Below are 17,115 nucleotides of genomic sequence, written 5' to 3' on the forward strand. Positions count from 1 at the left end.
TATGCGTAGAACTCAGACATTACGCAGATACCAGTCGTATTCCATGATGCTTACCGCTTGCATGGCCTGGGCGCGTTCCTCTCGCCGATTGATGTGATACACATGATGGAAGTCACGTCCCAGTGCTTCGGCCAGTACGTCACTAGCGGCAAATAGATCCAAGGCTTTCAGCCAGCTATTGGTCAATGTCGGCTCAACTTGCTCATAGGCATTGCCTTCGATGGGCGATGGTGGCGTCAGCTCGTGATTCAATCCATGCAGTATCGAGGCCAGCAGCGTTGCCAGCAGCAGATAGGGGTTGACGTCCGCGCCCGCCACCCGGTGTTCGATGCGGCGTGCGGCATTGGCGCCGGAGGGAATACGCACCGCTACCGAGCGGTTGTCGTAACCCCAGGAGGGGGTCATGGGTACATAGAGGCTCGGTTGAAAGCGCCGGAAGGAGTTGATGTTGGGCGCGAATATGGCCATCGAGTCCGGCATCAGCTCTAGCACGCCGGCGATTGCCTGCTTCAATACCGGTGTGCCGAGCAGGTCCCCATCGTCGCTGGCAAAGACGTTGCGGCCGTGGTCATCGATCAGGCTGATGTGTACATGAGCACCGCTACCTGCTTCGTTGCCATAGGGTTTGGCCATGAAGGTGGCTTCGAAATCGTGATTGAGCGCCACACCCTTGATCAATCTCTTGAGCAGTACCGCGCTATCGGCGGCGCGCAGCACATCGTCGCAATGGATCAGGTTGATCTCAAACTGTCCTGGAGCGCACTCTTTGAGAGCGGTATCCAGCGGTAAGGATTGTGCGATGGCGGCCTGTTGGATATCTTCAAGGAAGTCGGCGTATTCGTCGAGTTCGCTGATCGAGTAAAGCTGACTCTGAGTGGCGCGCTCGCCAGTGCCAGGCGAGCAGGGCGGCTGGGCCTGGCCGCGCGCATCCCGACGGCGATCGACGAGATAGAATTCCAGCTCCAATGCCACCACCGGGGTAAGGCCGCGCGCTGTAAAATTCGACAGCACTCGGCGCAGCACCTGGCGAGGATCGGCAAAGAAGGGTTGGCCGTCGACTTCCTCCATGGTCATCAACAGCTGGGCTTGGCGGCCTTCGCGCAGCCAGGGCGTGGGCATCAGTGATTCAGGGATCGGCCGGCAGACCCGGTCACTATCGCCGGTGGCAAGCCCAAGACCGGTCTCTTCGATGGTATTGCCATTGATGTCGAGGGCGAACAGTGAGGCGGGTAGATTGATACCGTCCTGGTAAGCTTTGAGTAGATTGTCCCGCGGGATGCGTTTGCCGCGCAGTACGCCGTTTAGATCGCTGATTAGCAGGTCGAAGCTCTCAATATCCGGGTGCTGTTCAAGAAAAGTGCTGGCTTCGTTCAAACCGGGAGCAGGCGTCATGAGGATGTCCCTTTGTGCCGATAATGGTTGTTCATGGCCTTATTTTCACCCGGTTAGGATTGTTGTCAAATTTTTTACGACAAAATTGCTTGCTACTTTTGCTACATCCTCGGCATTTATATTTTAATATATTGATTTTTATAAATATATTTTTATTATTCGACAGAATTTTTCGCGCGACTTGGCAAAGGCTTTGAACGGCGTTATGTTGATTAAACAATACCAACCGTTATCGATTGCCTAGTAAGGAGCCTCCATGAAGAGTCGTCCAATGGTAGGAGTGATCGCCTGCCGCCGGCAGGTCGAGGGTCATCCGTCTCATATCGTTACCGATAAGTACCTGCGTGCCTTGCATGACTATGGCGTCATGCCGGTCATGTTGCCGGTCTGGGAAGATGGGGTGGATACTTCCGTGCTGGACCGCCTTGACGGCCTGATGCTGACCGGCAGTTACACCAACGTCGAGCCACAACGCTATGGCGCCGAGCGAATCCCCGAGAACACTCGAGACGATCGAGATCGTGATGCCTTGGCCATGGCACTGATTCCTGCCGTCATCGAGCGCGGCTTGCCGCTGTTGGGTATCTGTCGCGGATTTCAGGAGATCAACGTCGCCATGGGTGGCACTCTTTACCAGGCGGTGCAGAAGGTGCCGGGTATGCTCGATCATCGAGAGCCAGAAGGCGACAAAGCAAACTACTACGCGCCGGCCCACGAGCTACTCATCGAGCCGGGTGGCGTGCTGGCAGGGTTATATGACCAGCAGACGGCGAAGGTCAACTCGCTGCATCAGCAGGGTGTCGAGCAGTTGGGCAAGGGGTTGCGAGTAGAAGGGCGGGCGCCGGATGGCCTGGTCGAAGCGTTCTCGGTCGAAAATGCCAAGGGCTTCACATTGGCGGTGCAGTGGCATCCCGAATGGCGTCCACAAGAGAGTCCGATCAATGACGCCCTGTTTCGCGGCTTTGCCGAGGCGTGCCGGTAAGCGACCCAATGATGGGATATGAAACCCCGCTGTTCGATCTGAACGGCGGGGTTTTTGCTTGATTGGATCAAGGTAGAAAGGCAGTCAGTCTGCAGCCTCTGCCGCCCCCGTGTCTTTCTGGGGCTGGAGGGGCTGGGCACGCTTGCCGACGGTCATCAGTATGCCGAACAGTATCACCGCGCCGACCACCAGGCCTACCCACCAGCTGATCCCATAGCCGACCGGCAGAGTGCTGGAGATCAGTGCAACGATTCCGACGAGCAGTGCGTAAGGCATCTGGGTGCGGACATGGTCCACCAGATTACAGCCGCTGGCCAGAGCGGAAAGCAGTGTCGTGTCCGCCAGCGGCGAGCAGTGGTCGCCCCACACCGCACCGGCAAGTACCGAGGCCACCGAGGCATACAGAATCGGCATGCCTTCGGCAGTGCCGGCCATTCCGTGCATCTCCAACACTGCCCATGCCAGCGGCACGACCAACGGCATCATGATACCCATGACGCCCCAGGAGGAGCCGGTGGCGAAGGCGGTGAAGGCCGCCAGCACGAACACGACGGCAGGCAGCCAGGCAGGGTTAAGGCTTTCGCCTAGCGCGGCGACCAGAAACTCGCTGGTCTGCAGGGCTTCGTTCACGTTGGCCAAGGCCCAGGCCATCATCAAAATGGTGATCGGCAACAGCATCGACTTGACGCCTTCGAACCAGTAATGACCGGTTTCGGTCATGCCCATCAGGCGCTGACCCAGGGTCATGATGACTGCCACCACGCAGGAGGCCAGCGACCCCCACATCATGGCACTGAAGGAGTCTCCTTCACCGAAGATGTCGCGTAACGCATGCTCACCCGGTCCCAGGGCGTCGAGCCCGGTGGCATAGATGCCGCCCAAGGTGACACCGGCCAGCACCAGCATTGGCAGGACCGCGTTCAGGGCGCGAATGGGGATGCCGGCTTTGGTGGTGATCTCGGCTTCCTCTACGATGGCTTCGCGGCTGCTTAGCTTTGTACGCTGTAGCCCCTCGCTCAGCATACGGCGCTCCGCCTTGAGCATGGGACCGAAGTCGCGACCGCTCCAGGTGACCATGAACACGAAAGCCAGCGCCAGGATGGGGTAAGCGTTATAGGGCAGGGCATTGACGAACACTGAATAGGCGGACTCGTTCCAGTCCTGGATGTTTGTCATGGCCTCACTGATCAGCCCCACCTGGAAGCCGATCCAGGTGCTGATCAGGGCAATAGCGGAGACCGGCGCCGCGGTGCTGTCGATGATGTAAGCCAACTTGGCGCGAGAAACCGCCACCTTATCGGTGATGGTGCGCATGGTGTTGCCGACGATCAATGCATTGGCGTAATCGTCGAAGAAGATCGCCATTCCCAGTAGTGCGGTGGAAGTTTGGGCGTGACGGCGTCCGCGAATTACCCGGGAAATGCGCTGTGCGATACCTTGGGTGCCGCCATTGCGAGAAATGATCCCGACCATACCGCCGATGAGCAAACAGAACAGCACGATGGACATGTGGGAAGGGTCGCTGGCGGCTTCGAGGACATGCACGTTGATGGAGTCGCCGAAGGCGCCGGCCAGCGCTCCGATATCCATGCCATGCAGGATCCACCCTCCCATCAGGATGCCGACGAACAGTGCCAGGATGACCTGACGGAAGACCAGCGCCAGGGTGATGGCAATCAGGGCGGGCAGCAGTGACAGCCAGGCCGGAATTGCTGAGAGCTCCGTAGAGACAAGTATCTGGCTATTGCTGTCGATCAGTTCCAGACGACTGACATCCTGATCGATCACCAGTCCCTGAGCCTGCCACTGCCCCTCGTCGTCTTGATTGAGTTCGACGGTGCTACCGTCCAGTCGCAATCGGGGGGTGATGCTTTCGTCGACGTCTTTGATGGAAAGGTCGAAAGCCACGCCTTGCAGAATGACATCCGGCGACTCGAAACTGGGGGCAGCATCGGGCTTTGCAAGGACCAGGGTGGTCATCAGCCAGAGTGCCATCAGCAGCCATAGCGACTGCTTTGGGTGTTTTAGCCATGTCATAGTCGTGCCCACTCCTGATCTTGTTCTTGATTGGCTGGGTGTGAAGAGAACGGAAATCATCTTCGTCGATAAAAAATGGCCTTTTACTGCGCAAGCGTCAAATATTTTTTACCAATGTGGTTTTTATCTTTCGTATTAGACTAATTTTTTGTCATTTTATTCAAATAGTTAGTATTACCTTTAAAGAGTTTGAACAAAAAGGGTTGGCAATGGAATGTTGGACATATATGTTGATTAAAAAATAACACCTACAACGAGACGTTTATCTTTCAGGAGTTCGTCATGACCCAACACGTCACCGCCGATCTACAGCGTCTGGACAGCGCCCACCACATGCACCCCTTCACCGACTTCAAGGCATTGGGTGAGGAGGGCAGCCGTATCATTACCCGCGCCGAGGGCGTTTACATTCATGACAGTGAAGGAAACCGGATTCTCGATGGCATGGCAGGCCTGTGGTGCGTGAATCTAGGATATGGGCGTGAGGAGCTGGTTGAGGCGGCGACTCAGCAGATGCGCGAGCTGCCGTTCTATAACAACTTCTTCAAGACCACCCATCCACCGGCGGTCAAGCTGGCGGAGAAGCTGTGTCAGTTGGCGCCTGATCACATCAACCGGGTGTTCTTCACCGGTTCAGGCTCCGAGGCCAACGATACGGTGCTGCGCATGGTGCGTCGTTACTGGACGCTCAAGGGCAAGCCGGAGAAGCACATCGTCATCTCCCGGGAAAATGCCTACCACGGCTCCACCGTGGCGGGTCTTAGCCTGGGCGGCATGGCACCGATGCACGAGCAGACAGGCCCCCTGGTGCCGGGCATCGAGCACGTGCGCCAGCCCTATTGGTTTGGCGAAGGGCGCGACCACACGCCGGAAGAGTTTGGTCGTCTCTGCGCCCAGGCCATCGAAGACAAGATACTCACCTTGGGCGAGGAGAATGTGGCGGCCTTTATCGCCGAGCCGGTGCAGGGTGCCGGGGGTGCGATCGTTCCGCCGGAGAGCTACTGGCCGGCGGTCAAGGAAGTGCTCGCCAAGTACGATATTCTGTTGGTAGCGGACGAGGTGATCTGCGGCTTCGGACGGCTGGGCGAATGGTTCGGAAGCCAGCATTACGGTCTCGAACCGGATCTGATGCCCATCGCCAAGGGGCTCTCCTCGGGCTATCTGCCCATCGGCGCGGTGCTGGTGGGGGATCGTGTCGGCGAAACCCTGATCGAGGAAGGGGGCGAGTTCTTCCACGGCTTTACCTATTCCGGGCACCCGGTGTGTGCTGCCGTGGCCTTGAAGAACATTGAACTGATGGAAGCGGAAGGCGTCGTCGACAGGGTGCGCGACGATCTCGGGCCTTATCTGGCCTTGCGCTGGTCCGAGTTGAACGACCATCCGATCGTCGGCGAGACTCGCAGCCTGGGGTTGATCGGTGCGCTCGAACTGGTGGCGGATAAAGCCAGCGGTGAGCGCTTCGACAAGTCATTGAGCGCCGGCAATCTATGTCGCGATATCTGCTTCAACAGCGGTCTGGTGATGCGTTCCGTGGGTGACATCATGGTGATTTCGCCACCCCTTGTCATTACCCGTGAACAGATCGACGAGCTGGTGACCCTGGCGCGTCGAGCGCTCGATGAAACCGCTCGGCAACTGAATAAACACATCCCTCGGGAGGTGACTGCATGAGTGCTCAATTGAATCATGCTCAGTGGCAGGAAATGGCTAAAGCGCTGCGCTTCGAGACCCGGGCCTTTATCGGTCATCGGTTCGTCGATGCCGCGAGCGGCGATACCTTCGAGACCATCAATCCGGCTACAGGTGAGACGCTAGCAAATATAGCCAGTTGCGATGCTCCGGATGTCGAGGTGGCGGTGCGCCATGCTCGCAAGGCGTTTGAACGAGGCGACTGGTCGCGTATGGCGCCAGGTCAGCGCAAGCAGGTGATGCTACGCCTGGCGGATCTCATGGAGCAGCACAAGAACGAGCTGGCGCTGCTCGATACCCTGGACATGGGCAAGCCAGTGGGGAGTTCACTGGGGGACATGGCCGGCGCCATCGGCTGTATTCGCTACAACGCCGAATCCATCGACAAGGTCTATGGTGAAGTGGCCCCCACCGGCGAAGATGCGTTGGGCCTGATTCTGCGCGAGCCGCTAGGCGTGGTGGGCTCCATCGTGCCCTGGAACTTCCCATTGATGATGACCGCCTGGAAGATCGGGCCGGCTCTGGCGGCCGGCAACAGCGTCATCCTGAAACCTTCCGAGAAATCGCCGCTGTCCGCTTTGCGTCTGGCCCAGCTCGTTCATGAGGCCGGCATTCCTGAAGGCGTATTCCAGGTCTTGCCCGGTTTCGGTCATACCGCCGGCAAGGCGCTGGCGCTGTCCATGGACGTGAATTGTCTCTCCTTTACCGGCTCGACCGGCGTTGGCAAGCAGTTGATGCAGTACGCTGGTCAATCAAACTTGAAGCGTGTCTATCTGGAGTGCGGCGGCAAGAGCCCGAACATCGTCTTCGCCGACTGCAAGGATCTCGATGCGGTGGCCAGCAATGCCGCCGCGGCAATCTTCCACAACCAGGGCGAGGTGTGTATCGCCGGTTCGCGGCTGCTGGTCGAGAATTCGATCCGCGAGGAGTTCGTCGAGCGCGTGCTGGCCCACGCCGAAAACATGCAGCCCGGCGATCCCTTGAATCCCGATAGCTTTATGGGGGCGATCGTCGACGAGATTCAGCACAAGCGCATTCTCGACTACATCCGCCAGGGCGTGGAAGAAGGCGCGCATCTGCGTACGGGCGGCGAGGCGGTGAGCCCCATCGACGGCGGTCTGTTCGTGGCGCCCACGGTGTTCGATGGTGTGACGGATCAGATGACCATCGGCCGGGAAGAGATCTTCGGTCCGGTACTGGCGGTGTTCGGCTTCGACAGCGAGGAAGAGGCCGTGGCGATGGCCAACGACAGCGACTATGGTCTGGCCGCCGGGCTCTGGAGCCAGGATATCGATCGCATCATGCGGGTTTCCCGTCGGCTGCATTCGGGGCAGGTGTTCGTCAATAACTGGGCCGGTGGCGATCAGACGGTGCCGTTCGGCGGCGTCAAGCAATCCGGCAACGGTCGCGACAAGTCCCATCACTCCCTGGAGGAGTATTCCGAACTCAAGACCGTGTGGATGACACTGGCAACCTGACGCGGTGGCATCCAAGGCGGCAGGCTACCGACCAGGGTTGAGTCTTTTCATTCTTGCCGGTCATGAACCTTAAAGGTTCACGACCGGCTTTTTAATGGAAGAACTCAGGCGTGGCGATCCCTCGTCAAGGGCTAGTATCGACCCAGGTTTTACTGCTGGATGACATTATGAGAGCAAGAGCGCATGAGGAAAGAGGCCTCGGGTCGACGTGTGGATGGAGGGGATTGGCCCTTGGCGCCGTGCTGTTGCTGGGTGCCGGCTGCGTGAACGGTAGCGACAAGATCGAGTTGCTCGATCAGGACTGGACGCATCTGGCGGGCGCCGAGACGGTCGGTGACGGTGTACGCATCGAAGGGCTGGGGCGTGCCATCGTGCCCACGGACGATGCGGAGGATCAGACGCCGGTCGCCAATCCGCCCATCAATCTGCGTGGGCCGGTGTTGCGCGTCAAGGGTGATTTTGCCTTGTCCGCCCGAGTCTCGCGCCCGTCTGCCACGGCGGGTGGGGCCTATCTGACGGTTTACGGTGAATTGCCTCTGACTCAGGACGAGTGGCGTCAGGAAGGGCGCGCGGTGACTCTGGGCCTGGAAGGGGACAGTCTGATCGTCGAGTTGCAGGACGGTATCGACGAGCCGGAGCGCCACGTCTATTCCCTGCCTACTGGCGCAGCGAGTCAGGCAATCGAGCTGGGCCTGGCACGCATCGGCGAAAGGTTCAGCGTTCAGATCAATGATGAGACCGTCGCCCTCATCGACGATCCGGGGCTATTTGACTCGGGATCGCTGTGGTTCGGTGCCTCCGCCGAAGAGGGTGGCGAATACCTGCTGCAGACGCTGACGGCCCGGGCGCTCGATAATCGGTCCCAGGTCACCGTTGCGGACAATGATATGCCGGTGTTCAACGCCGAGGAGGAAGTATCGCAACCCGGCATCGCCTCAGCTTCCTCCCGTCAAGACTCGGGTGGGCAATCCTTGCGCCGTCTGGCCGAAAAAAACCATCCGCAGCTTTACATCGGTACCGCGGTAGCCGCAATCCCACTGCTCAGTGACCAGGAATATGCGCGCATTCTGGCCCGGGAATTCAATATGGTGACCCCGGAAAACGCCATGAAATTCCAGTTCATCCATCCGCGACCCGATCGCTATGCCTTTGCCGACGCGGATGCCATCGTCGATTTCGCCGAAGCCAACGATATGGCGATACACGGACACACCCTGGCCTGGAAGGAAGCCTTGCCACGTTGGGTGACCGAGCAGGATCATGGCGATGCGCGCATCCGTGACATCCTTGCCGAACATATCGCCATGGTAGTGGGGCGCTACAAGGGGCGCATTCAATCCTGGGATGTGGTGAACGAGCCCTTCGAGCCCTTTGGCGCGGAGCTTCGCACCGGTTCGCCCTGGTATCAGGTCATGGGCGAGGACTATATTGCTTTCGCGCTGGAAGAGGCGCACCGGGCCGACCCCGAGGCCAAGCTCTACATCAACGATTATGCTCTGGAGTATCCTGGGCCCAAGTCCGACGCCATGTACGCACTGGCGAAGTCGCTGCTCGCTCAAGGTGTGCCCCTGCACGGCATCGGCTTTCAGATGCACGAGGACATGACGGATGATTATCAACCTGTCGAGGCCTCGGTGTTTCGCGACAACGTGCAGCGTTTCATCGACCTGGGCCTCGAGGTGCGTATCTCGGAAATGGACGTGAACTTGCAGGAGGACGATTCCAAGGAGCGTTTGCAGCAGCAGGCGGACTACTACCGCTCGATTCTCGAACTGGCTCTGGACAAGCCTGCCTTCACCGCCTTCTCGATGTGGGGCTTCACCGATCGCTATTCATCGCTGCAGGAGTGGTGGGACGCGGATGGCTTCGGCAACGGCCTGATCTTCGATGCCGAGCACCAGCCCAAGCCTGCCTATTTCAGTCTGCGTAAGGCTTTGAAGGAGTAACGTTCGTGCGAGCAGCGGTAGAGCTTCGCACGACATTACTGAAACAATTTGCCTTGACTACTTCCGCTGCTGAAACAGCATGAATTGCCGAAACAGTTCTGCCTGGCTGCTGATATTGAGCCGGGCATAGAGACGCTTGCGGTGGTTCTTCACGGTACCCTGGGTGATGCCGAGTTCCTGGGCGATCTCCGGTGAGCCATGGCCGCGAAGGATCAGCCAGGCGACTTCCCGCTCCCTTTCGCTGAGTACGTCCTTGCCGAAATCCTGAAGCAGGGAGGGGGCCTCCTCCTGGGCCGATAGGTGAAGGCTGCTGACGAGCCAGAACTGGCGAATCAAGGCGTCGAGCAATGGAAAGAGATACGTCAGGATGGCGAGTAGATAGGTTGGTTCCAGCGTCCTGTTGCGCTGATAGAAGCCGAAGGAAAGCGACAGGCACTCGGTATCCCCCAGGGTGAAGAAGGCGCTGGCCTCGTCATGCAGCCCCAGTTCCCGGTAATAGGTGGCAAAGTAGTCGCTGGCGCGGAATTCGCTGGGAGCGAGCTCGTCCAACGACCAGACGCCCGGCATGCGCCGCTGCTCCCAGTGCTGGAACATCGGATCGAGCAGATACATTCCATCAAGATAGGGTCTCAGCGTCCGCTGGAAGAGGGTGTCATCCAGGTTGTGCTCGAGCAGCGTGGGTCGACCGTAGGCAGAAAAATGAAAGGCGGCATGACTGATGTCAGGAAAATAGGCCTCGAGCATTTGCCCCAGGCCGGCAAGAAAGTCCGGAGAGCGAATCTGGCCTGCCAGCCTGGCGACCGGCGCTAGACTGTCGGGAGGGATGGCAGGACGCTGTGGATCGCTCATTCATGATTCGCTGGTGAGGCAGAGAAGTCTCGACCTTAACTCAACGAATCGATCTTACCAACGCCGCCGCCTGTTCGATCCAAAGGCGTTGGTGATCCTGCAGGGATTGTTGTCCCCAGCGGGCGATCTCGTTGTTCATGGGATCGACGGCCTCGATCTGGCTTCCGCAAAGGGTCTGGATCACGGCATGCCCACAGAAAGGCACATAGCCTTCTGAATAGCCCCCTTCGTGGATCATGACCAGTCGACCGTTGCAAAGCCGTTCAGCGGCCTGCATCAGCGCCTGGGTCATTTGGGCATAGCTGCGGCTGTTGAGCAGCATGCAGCCCAGCGGGTCCAATGCGCTGGCATCGAAACCGCAGGCCACGACGATCAATTCGGGGCGGTATCGCTCAAGCGCTGGAATCACCACGTTCTCAAGGGTGGCCTGATAGGCGCCGATGCCGCTGCCGGCGGGCAGCGGGATATTCAGGTTGTAGCCGAAGCCGGCATCAACGCCGCGTTCGTCGTGGTTGCCACTGTCCTGGGGGTAGTTGTTGTCGTGATGAATGGAGATTGTCAGGACGTCGTCGCGATCCCAGAAGGCTTGCTGGGTGCCGTTGCCGTGATGGACATCCCAATCAATGACGGCCACCCGGCGTAGCGGGTGCCGCTTCATCATGGTCATGATGGCCACCGGAATGTTTCCCAGCAGGCAGAAGCCCCGGCCGCGGTCGCGTTCGGCATGATGACCCGGTGGTCGACAGAGAGCGTAGGCATTGTCGCAGTGACCGCTGAGTACCGCCTCCATGGCGGCAATGGCCTGGCCGGTAGAACGCCGGGCGATAGGATAGCTGTCCTTGCGCAGGGGCGCGTGTTCTCCAGCGTCACCATGGCCCCGTTCGCTCATCTCGGCCAGCTTTTCCAGGTAGTCGGCGGTATGAAAACGCAGCAGATCGCGTTCACTCGCCGGTGCTCCTTTAAGAGGAATCAGCTCGTCGATGAGGCCGCTCATTTCCAACAGGTTGCGCAAACGACGCTTGGTTTCCGGATGCTCCGCAGCCGGTGCCGGCTGAACGAATGCACCGGGTCTGTCGAACACGGAGCAGGGGCCGGTATCGTGCCAGAGGCAGTGCTCATGAAAGGCGAATCCAGTATGGCGCATGACGGTATCCTCAGGCTAGGACGATGAACAGCAAGGTGCTGATGACGGCGGCGATCAGTACATAGGGCAGCTGGGTCAAGGCGTGCTGCAGCGGGGTTATGTTGCAACCGCGGGCACTGAGTACCGTGGAGTCGCCGAAGAAGCAGGCATGAGAACCGAAGGCGCCGGCGGAAATCATGGCGCCCAGCGCCAGGGGCAAGGAGGCGTCCGTGGCGAGCGCCAGGGGTACCACGATGGGAAAGGCGATGGCATAGATGCCCCAGAAGGAACCGGTGGCAAAAGCGAGGCCAGCCAGTACCAGGAAGGTCACGGCCGGTAGCCACTTGCCGGACATGACGGGCATCACCCACTCGATCAGGGTATCGGCAAGGCTGAGTTGTTCGTTGATGTCCTGAAGGATGAACGCGGAGAAAACGATACCCAGGGGCACCAGCATGAATTGCAGCCCGGTGATGATCTCGTCGAACAGGCGGTTGAGCGGCGCCATGTCCTGAGCCACGAATAGCGCCAGCGTCAATAGCAGGGCGAAGGCGACACCGATCAGGGCGTCGATGTCGAAGATCCAGGTGGCCAGAATGAGGGTCGCTACCGGCAGCAGAAAGTTGATCAGCCGGGCCGGGCGCTGAGTGAACTGTTCGGGATTGTCCTCTTCGTTGCTTTCAGGAGTACGTTCCTCGCTGCCTCGTTCGGCCTGCTTCATCTTGCCCAGGAGCGGGATCAGGCCGGCAGCCACCAGGGTTACCATGGCCAGCGCCACCCAGGGATAGAAGAGATAGGGAATCAGTGTGAGATAGTAGCTGAAACCCTGCCCCGTCTCGGCGACCTCGTGGCTCTCTAGAAGCCCCGACAGATAGATGGCCCAGGTCGAGAAGGGAATCAGCAGACAGATCGGGGCCGCGGTGGAATCGACGATATAGGCCAGCATAGAGCGTGAGATCTTGAGTTTGTCGATCAGACGCTTCATGGCTGCGGAGACCGTCATGGCATTGAGATAGTCGTCGATGAAGATCAGGATTCCCAGGCCGACGCTGCCCAGCAGGGCGCTGCGTCGTGTCTTCAGATAGCGGCCCGAGGCGTTGCTGAAGGCTTCGGTGCCGCGAGCGAATTGCAACAGGCCGATCAGACTGCCGAGCAGGCCGCAGACCAGGATGATCCAGCCCATGGTAGGGTCCTGCATCACGGCCATGCCGCTGGCCGCCATGTCCTGCACCGCGGTGGCGGGCGAGACCATGATGAAGCCGCTCAGGGCTCCGGCCAGCAAGGCCTCGAGTGTGCGATGGGTCAACAGCGCCATGCTGATCACCACCGTGGTCGGCAGCAGGCTGAAAAGGCCATACTGATCGTCGTCGATCAGCATGTAGCCGCTGAGGCTGGCGACCAGCACCAGCCCGAGGTATAGAAGGCCAAACTGCGTTGTACGATGGAAGGGAGCCTGACTCGCAAGTGTCTGGACATAACGGGGCATGGGATACCTCCTTTATAGTTGTGGAGGTATTGGTATCACCCTTCAATCAGTGAGCGCATTGTCCCCAAGGGGATAGGCCGGCGCACTCGAGATCCCTTCTCCGGAATGCACCGCATAAGCGCGACGGTACCAGCCGGGGTCGGGATTCTCAGAATGTTCGGGCTGGCGTCGTGCAACTGACCAGCCGACAGGGTACCTTGCCGACGTTGCGGAAACGGTGCGGTATGTTGGTGTTGAAGTAGTAGGCCTCGCCCGGGCCGAGCACCCGGGTGTCGGCACCGATGGTGATTTCGATCTCACCTTCCAGCACCGCACCGGCTTCCTCGCCGCGATGGGCGATCATCTCGCGGCCGGTATCCGCGCCGGCGGCATAGGTCTCGATCATGAAGGAGAGCGCGCGATTTTCCCGATTGGCGCCGACCAGATGATAGATCACGTCGCCGCTGCCGATGTTCGGCAGTTCGTCGGTGCGATAAAACACCTGGTCGGTATTCTCCAGCTCCATGGTGAAGAAATCACCGACGCCAATGGGGATGGCGTCGAGAATCTTCTTTAACGAGCTGACCGAGGGGCTGACCTTGTTCTGCTCGATCAACGACAGGCTGGAATGCGTAACACCGCAACGCTTGGCCAGTTCGCGCTGAGAAATGCCTCGCAATGTGCGCAGAGCGCGCAGGCGGGCGCCGACGTTGTCCGACATCAATGCTCCTTGTTGTAATCCTTAGGCTTGGTCGAGCTTTTGCTTGAGTAGCGTATTGACCTGTTGCGGATTGGCGGTGCCTCGCGAGGCCTTCATGACCTGGCCGACGAAATAACTGATCATCTTGCCACGTTTGTCCTGTTCGGCTTCACGGTACTGGGCGACCTGTACCGGGCTGTCGGCAATCACCTGATCGATCATCGCCTCGATGGCGCCGGTGTCCGTGACTTGCTTGAGCCCCTTGGCCTCGATGACCGCATCGGCATTATCACCTTCGCCATTCCACAGGGCAGCGAAGACCTGCTTGGCCGCCTTGCCGTTGATGGTCTCGTCCCGGACGCGAAGTACCAGGCCGCCAAGCTGCTCGGCACTGACCGGGCTGTCGGTGATGCCCAGGTTTTCCCGATTGAGTTGACCCGAGAGTTCGCCTTGCACCCAGTTGGCGGCCAGCTTGGCGTCGCCGCACACTGCCTTGACCGCTTCGAAATACTCGGCCATGGGGCGACTCGAGGACAGCACGCCGGCATCGTAGGTCGATAATCCCAGCTCGTTCTCGAAACGGGCGCGTTTATTCGCGGGAAGTTCCGGCAGGGTGCTGCGCAGATGATCGATGTAGGCCTTGTCGAGCATCACCGGTAACAGATCCGGGCACGGGAAGTAACGATAGTCGTTGGCTTCTTCCTTGGTGCGCATGCTCCGGGTCTCGTCCTCGTCGGGATCGTAAAGCCGGGTCTCCTGTACCACCTGGCCCCCATCTTCGATCAGCTCGATCTGACGCTCCACCTCGAAGGCGATGGCGCGTTCGACAAAGCGGAACGAGTTGACGTTCTTGATCTCGGCACGGGTACCAAAGGCGGCCTGACCCTGAGGTCGCACCGAGACGTTGACGTCGCAGCGCATCGAGCCTTCGGCCATGTTTCCATCGGATATTCTCAGGTAAGTCACGATGGCATGAATGGCTCGGAGATAGGCCACCGCCTCCTTCGCCGAGCGCATGTCCGGCTCGGAGACGATTTCCAGCAAAGGAGTGCCGGCCCGATTGAGATCGACGCCGGTCATGCCGTGGTAGTCCTCGTGCAACGACTTGCCGGCATCCTCTTCCAGGTGCGCATGGTGCACGCGAATACGCTTGGTGCTGCCGTCGTCCAGTGCAATCTCGACCTCGCCCGGCCCGACGATGGGGTGATACATCTGACTGGTCTGATAGCCTTTGGGCAGGTCGGGATAGAAGTAGTTCTTGCGATCGAAGATGGAAACTTCAGGGATCTCGGCGTTGATGCCCAGGCCGAATTGAATCGCCATGGCCACCGCGCTTTCGTTGAGTACCGGCAAGACGCCGGGCAGGCCCAGATCGACGGCGCAGGCCTGGGTATTGGGGTCGGCACCGAAGGCGGTAGAGGCCCCGGAAAAGATCTTCGACTGGGTGGAAAGCTGCACGTGGACTTCCAGCCCGATCACGGTTTCCCATTGCATCAGCGGTTCTCCTCGCCAAAGGCCGGACGGCGGCAATGCCAGTCGGTGGCCTGCTGGAACTGGTGGGCCACGTTGAGCAGGTGCTGCTCGGAAAAATGTGGACCTAGAATCTGCAGTCCGGTAGGGCGCTGGTCGACGAAGCCAGCAGGTACGCTGATGCCAGGGATGCCGGCCAGATTGATGGCGATGGTGTAGATATCCTGCAGGTACATCGAGAGCGGGTCCTTGTTGGCGCCCAGATCGAAGGCGGGGGTAGGTGCCGCCGGTCCCATCAGTACATCGACCTCTTCGAAGACATCGAGGAAATCCTGACGAATCAAACGGCGGACCTGCTGCGCCTTCTTGTAATAGGCGTCGAAAAAGCCTTCGGATAATGTATGAGTGCCCATGAGGATACGCCGCTTGACCTCGGTACCGAAGCCCTCGGCCCGGGAGCGTTTGTAAAGATCGATGAGATCTGAGGGGTTCTCGCAACGATGACCGAAACGCACGCCGTCGAAGCGTGCCAGGTTCGATGACGCTTCCGCCGGGGCGATGACGTAATAGGCGGGAATGGCCAGATTGGTATGCGGCAGGCTGACCTCTTGCACGCTGGCGCCCAAGGACTCGTAAACCTTGATCGCTTCGCGTACCGCGGTTTCCACCTCCGGATCGAGACCCTCGCCGAAGTACTCCTTGGGCAGGCCGATGCGTAATCCCGACAGCGAGGCATTCAGTTCGGCTCGATAATCCGGCACACCGCGAACCACGCTGGTGGAATCCCGGGGGTCATGTCCGGCGATAGTCCCAAGAAGCAGGGCGCAATCCTCGGCACTGCGTGCCATCGGGCCGGCCTGATCGAGACTCGAGGCATAGGCCACCATGCCATAACGGGAGACCCGCCCATAGGTGGGTTTGAGACCGGTAATGCCGCAGAAGGCGGCGGGCTGGCGAATCGAGCCGCCGGTGTCGGTGCCCAGTGCCGCCGGCACCAGTCCTGCGGCGACCGCGGCGGCACTACCGCCGGAACTGCCGCCGGGCACCGCACTCAGATCCCAGGGGTTCTTTACCGGTCCGTAGTAGCTATTCTCGTTGGACGAGCCCATGGCGAACTCATCCATGTTGGTCTTGCCCAGGCTCACGGTACCGGCGGCGGCAAGTTTTTCAACCAGGGTGGCATCGTAGGGCGATATGAAATTATCCAGCATCCGCGAACCGCAGCTGGTACGTACGCCTCGGGTACAGAACAGATCCTTCAAGGCCAGGGGCAACCCGCTCAAGGGGCCGACACTGCCCTGATGGCGGGCCGCATCGGCAGCGTCGGCGCTGGCCAGGGCCTGCTCGGTGGTCACGGTGATGAAGCTGTTGAGTTCACCATCCAGGCGCTGAATGCGCGCGAGGAAGTGTTCGGTCAATTCGCGACTGGAGAAGTCGCCGGTGGACAATCCCGAGGCAAGCTCGGTAAGCGTCTTGTCATGCATGTAATGAATAGCTCTTTTAGCGCTGTAAATAGCCTACGACTGGGCGATGTCGCTGACACAGATATCAGTGTGGGTTCACTCGACGACCCGGGGAACGAGGTAGAGTCCATCCTCGGTAGCAGGGGCGCAGCGCTGGAAAAGCTCTCGCTGATTGGGCTCGGTCACTTCGTCGGCACGAAGACGCTGGGTCGTATCCAGAGAGTGAGCCATCGGCGCGACATGCTGGGTATCGATGACCTGCAAGCGATCGGCCATGTCCAAAATGCGGCTCAGATCATCCACGTAGCTGGCGGCCTCTGCGTCGTCGAGGCCGAGACGAGCGAGATGGGCCGCACGCTTCACGTCTTCGAGTTCAAGTGCCATATCAGTTTCCTGTTGAATTCATGAGCATCTACACCCACCGGGTAAGATGACTAATATAATGAAATAGGGGCAAAAGGTACCATAACTCCTTGCTTGCCGCGCTCCCCCCGCGATGATAACGTTTGCGCCAGCACAGG

Annotated in this window: 13 protein-coding genes; 4 read left to right on the forward strand and 9 right to left on the reverse strand. The window is 59.4% G+C overall.

Annotation, left to right across the window (positions count from 1 at the left end):
• Nucleotides 1–12: 12 nt before the first annotated feature.
• Entirely contained in the window at nucleotides 13–1,392 is a 1,380-nt protein-coding gene (locus ACPF7Z_RS01910; protein ID WP_425191464.1) for a glutamine synthetase family protein, read from the reverse strand.
• A 256-nt stretch (nucleotides 1,393–1,648) separates the two neighbouring features.
• On the opposite strand from ACPF7Z_RS01910, the gene ACPF7Z_RS01915 reads away from it, so the two are divergent.
• Nucleotides 1,649–2,374, forward strand: coding sequence for a gamma-glutamyl-gamma-aminobutyrate hydrolase family protein (locus ACPF7Z_RS01915; protein ID WP_425191465.1), 726 nt, complete (start codon nucleotides 1,649–1,651; stop codon nucleotides 2,372–2,374).
• Between the two features lie 84 nt (nucleotides 2,375–2,458).
• Here the strand turns inward: ACPF7Z_RS01915 and ACPF7Z_RS01920 are convergent, their stop codons facing one another.
• Complete coding sequence (locus tag ACPF7Z_RS01920; RefSeq protein WP_425191466.1) at nucleotides 2,459–4,411, reverse strand: Na+/H+ antiporter NhaC family protein; 1,953 nt, start codon at nucleotides 4,409–4,411, stop codon at nucleotides 2,459–2,461.
• A gap of 282 nt (nucleotides 4,412–4,693) precedes the next feature.
• On the opposite strand from ACPF7Z_RS01920, the gene ACPF7Z_RS01925 reads away from it, so the two are divergent.
• The 3 genes from ACPF7Z_RS01925 (at nucleotide 4,694) to ACPF7Z_RS01935 (ending at nucleotide 9,524) form a co-directional block, all read left to right on the forward strand.
• On the forward strand, nucleotides 4,694–6,082 hold the full coding sequence (locus ACPF7Z_RS01925) for an aspartate aminotransferase family protein (protein WP_425191467.1): 1,389 nt from the start codon (nucleotides 4,694–4,696) through the stop codon (nucleotides 6,080–6,082).
• Entirely contained in the window at nucleotides 6,079–7,578 is a 1,500-nt protein-coding gene (locus ACPF7Z_RS01930) for an aldehyde dehydrogenase (RefSeq protein WP_425191468.1), read from the forward strand. The genes ACPF7Z_RS01925 and ACPF7Z_RS01930 overlap by 4 nt, the downstream gene beginning before the upstream one ends.
• A gap of 224 nt (nucleotides 7,579–7,802) precedes the next feature.
• Nucleotides 7,803–9,524 (forward strand): endo-1,4-beta-xylanase, encoded by a 1,722-nt coding sequence (locus ACPF7Z_RS01935; RefSeq protein ID WP_425191469.1) that lies wholly within the window; start codon nucleotides 7,803–7,805, stop codon nucleotides 9,522–9,524.
• Between the two features lie 57 nt (nucleotides 9,525–9,581).
• Here ACPF7Z_RS01935 and ACPF7Z_RS01940 read toward each other — a convergent pair whose 3' ends face one another.
• The 7 genes from ACPF7Z_RS01940 to gatC form a co-directional block, all read right to left on the reverse strand.
• Complete coding sequence (locus ACPF7Z_RS01940) at nucleotides 9,582–10,373, reverse strand: helix-turn-helix transcriptional regulator (protein WP_425191470.1); 792 nt, start codon at nucleotides 10,371–10,373, stop codon at nucleotides 9,582–9,584.
• A 40-nt stretch (nucleotides 10,374–10,413) separates the two neighbouring features.
• Complete coding sequence (locus ACPF7Z_RS01945) at nucleotides 10,414–11,517, reverse strand: class II histone deacetylase (protein WP_425191471.1); 1,104 nt, start codon at nucleotides 11,515–11,517, stop codon at nucleotides 10,414–10,416.
• A 10-nt stretch (nucleotides 11,518–11,527) separates the two neighbouring features.
• On the reverse strand, nucleotides 11,528–12,982 hold the full coding sequence (locus ACPF7Z_RS01950; RefSeq protein ID WP_425191472.1) for a Na+/H+ antiporter NhaC family protein: 1,455 nt from the start codon (nucleotides 12,980–12,982) through the stop codon (nucleotides 11,528–11,530).
• 148 nt (nucleotides 12,983–13,130) lie between these two features.
• Nucleotides 13,131–13,682: a cupin domain-containing protein gene (locus ACPF7Z_RS01955; RefSeq protein ID WP_425191473.1), complete on the reverse strand. Its 552-nt coding sequence runs from the start codon at nucleotides 13,680–13,682 to the stop codon at nucleotides 13,131–13,133.
• A 21-nt stretch (nucleotides 13,683–13,703) separates the two neighbouring features.
• The gene (gatB, locus tag ACPF7Z_RS01960) at nucleotides 13,704–15,155 is read right to left on the reverse strand and encodes an Asp-tRNA(Asn)/Glu-tRNA(Gln) amidotransferase subunit GatB (protein ID WP_425191474.1); all 1,452 of its coding nucleotides are present in this window, start codon (nucleotides 15,153–15,155) and stop codon (nucleotides 13,704–13,706) included.
• The gene (gene gatA / locus ACPF7Z_RS01965) at nucleotides 15,155–16,615 is read right to left on the reverse strand and encodes an Asp-tRNA(Asn)/Glu-tRNA(Gln) amidotransferase subunit GatA (protein ID WP_425191475.1); all 1,461 of its coding nucleotides are present in this window, start codon (nucleotides 16,613–16,615) and stop codon (nucleotides 15,155–15,157) included. The genes gatB and gatA overlap by 1 nt, the downstream gene beginning before the upstream one ends.
• 75 nt (nucleotides 16,616–16,690) lie before the next feature.
• Nucleotides 16,691–16,978: an Asp-tRNA(Asn)/Glu-tRNA(Gln) amidotransferase subunit GatC gene (gatC, locus tag ACPF7Z_RS01970; protein ID WP_425191476.1), complete on the reverse strand. Its 288-nt coding sequence runs from the start codon at nucleotides 16,976–16,978 to the stop codon at nucleotides 16,691–16,693.
• Between the last annotated feature and the right edge of the window lie 137 nt (nucleotides 16,979–17,115).

The sequence above is a fragment of the Halomonas sp. GXIMD04776 genome (assembly GCF_049808615.1).
Taxonomy (GTDB): Bacteria; Pseudomonadota; Gammaproteobacteria; order Pseudomonadales; family Halomonadaceae; genus Modicisalibacter.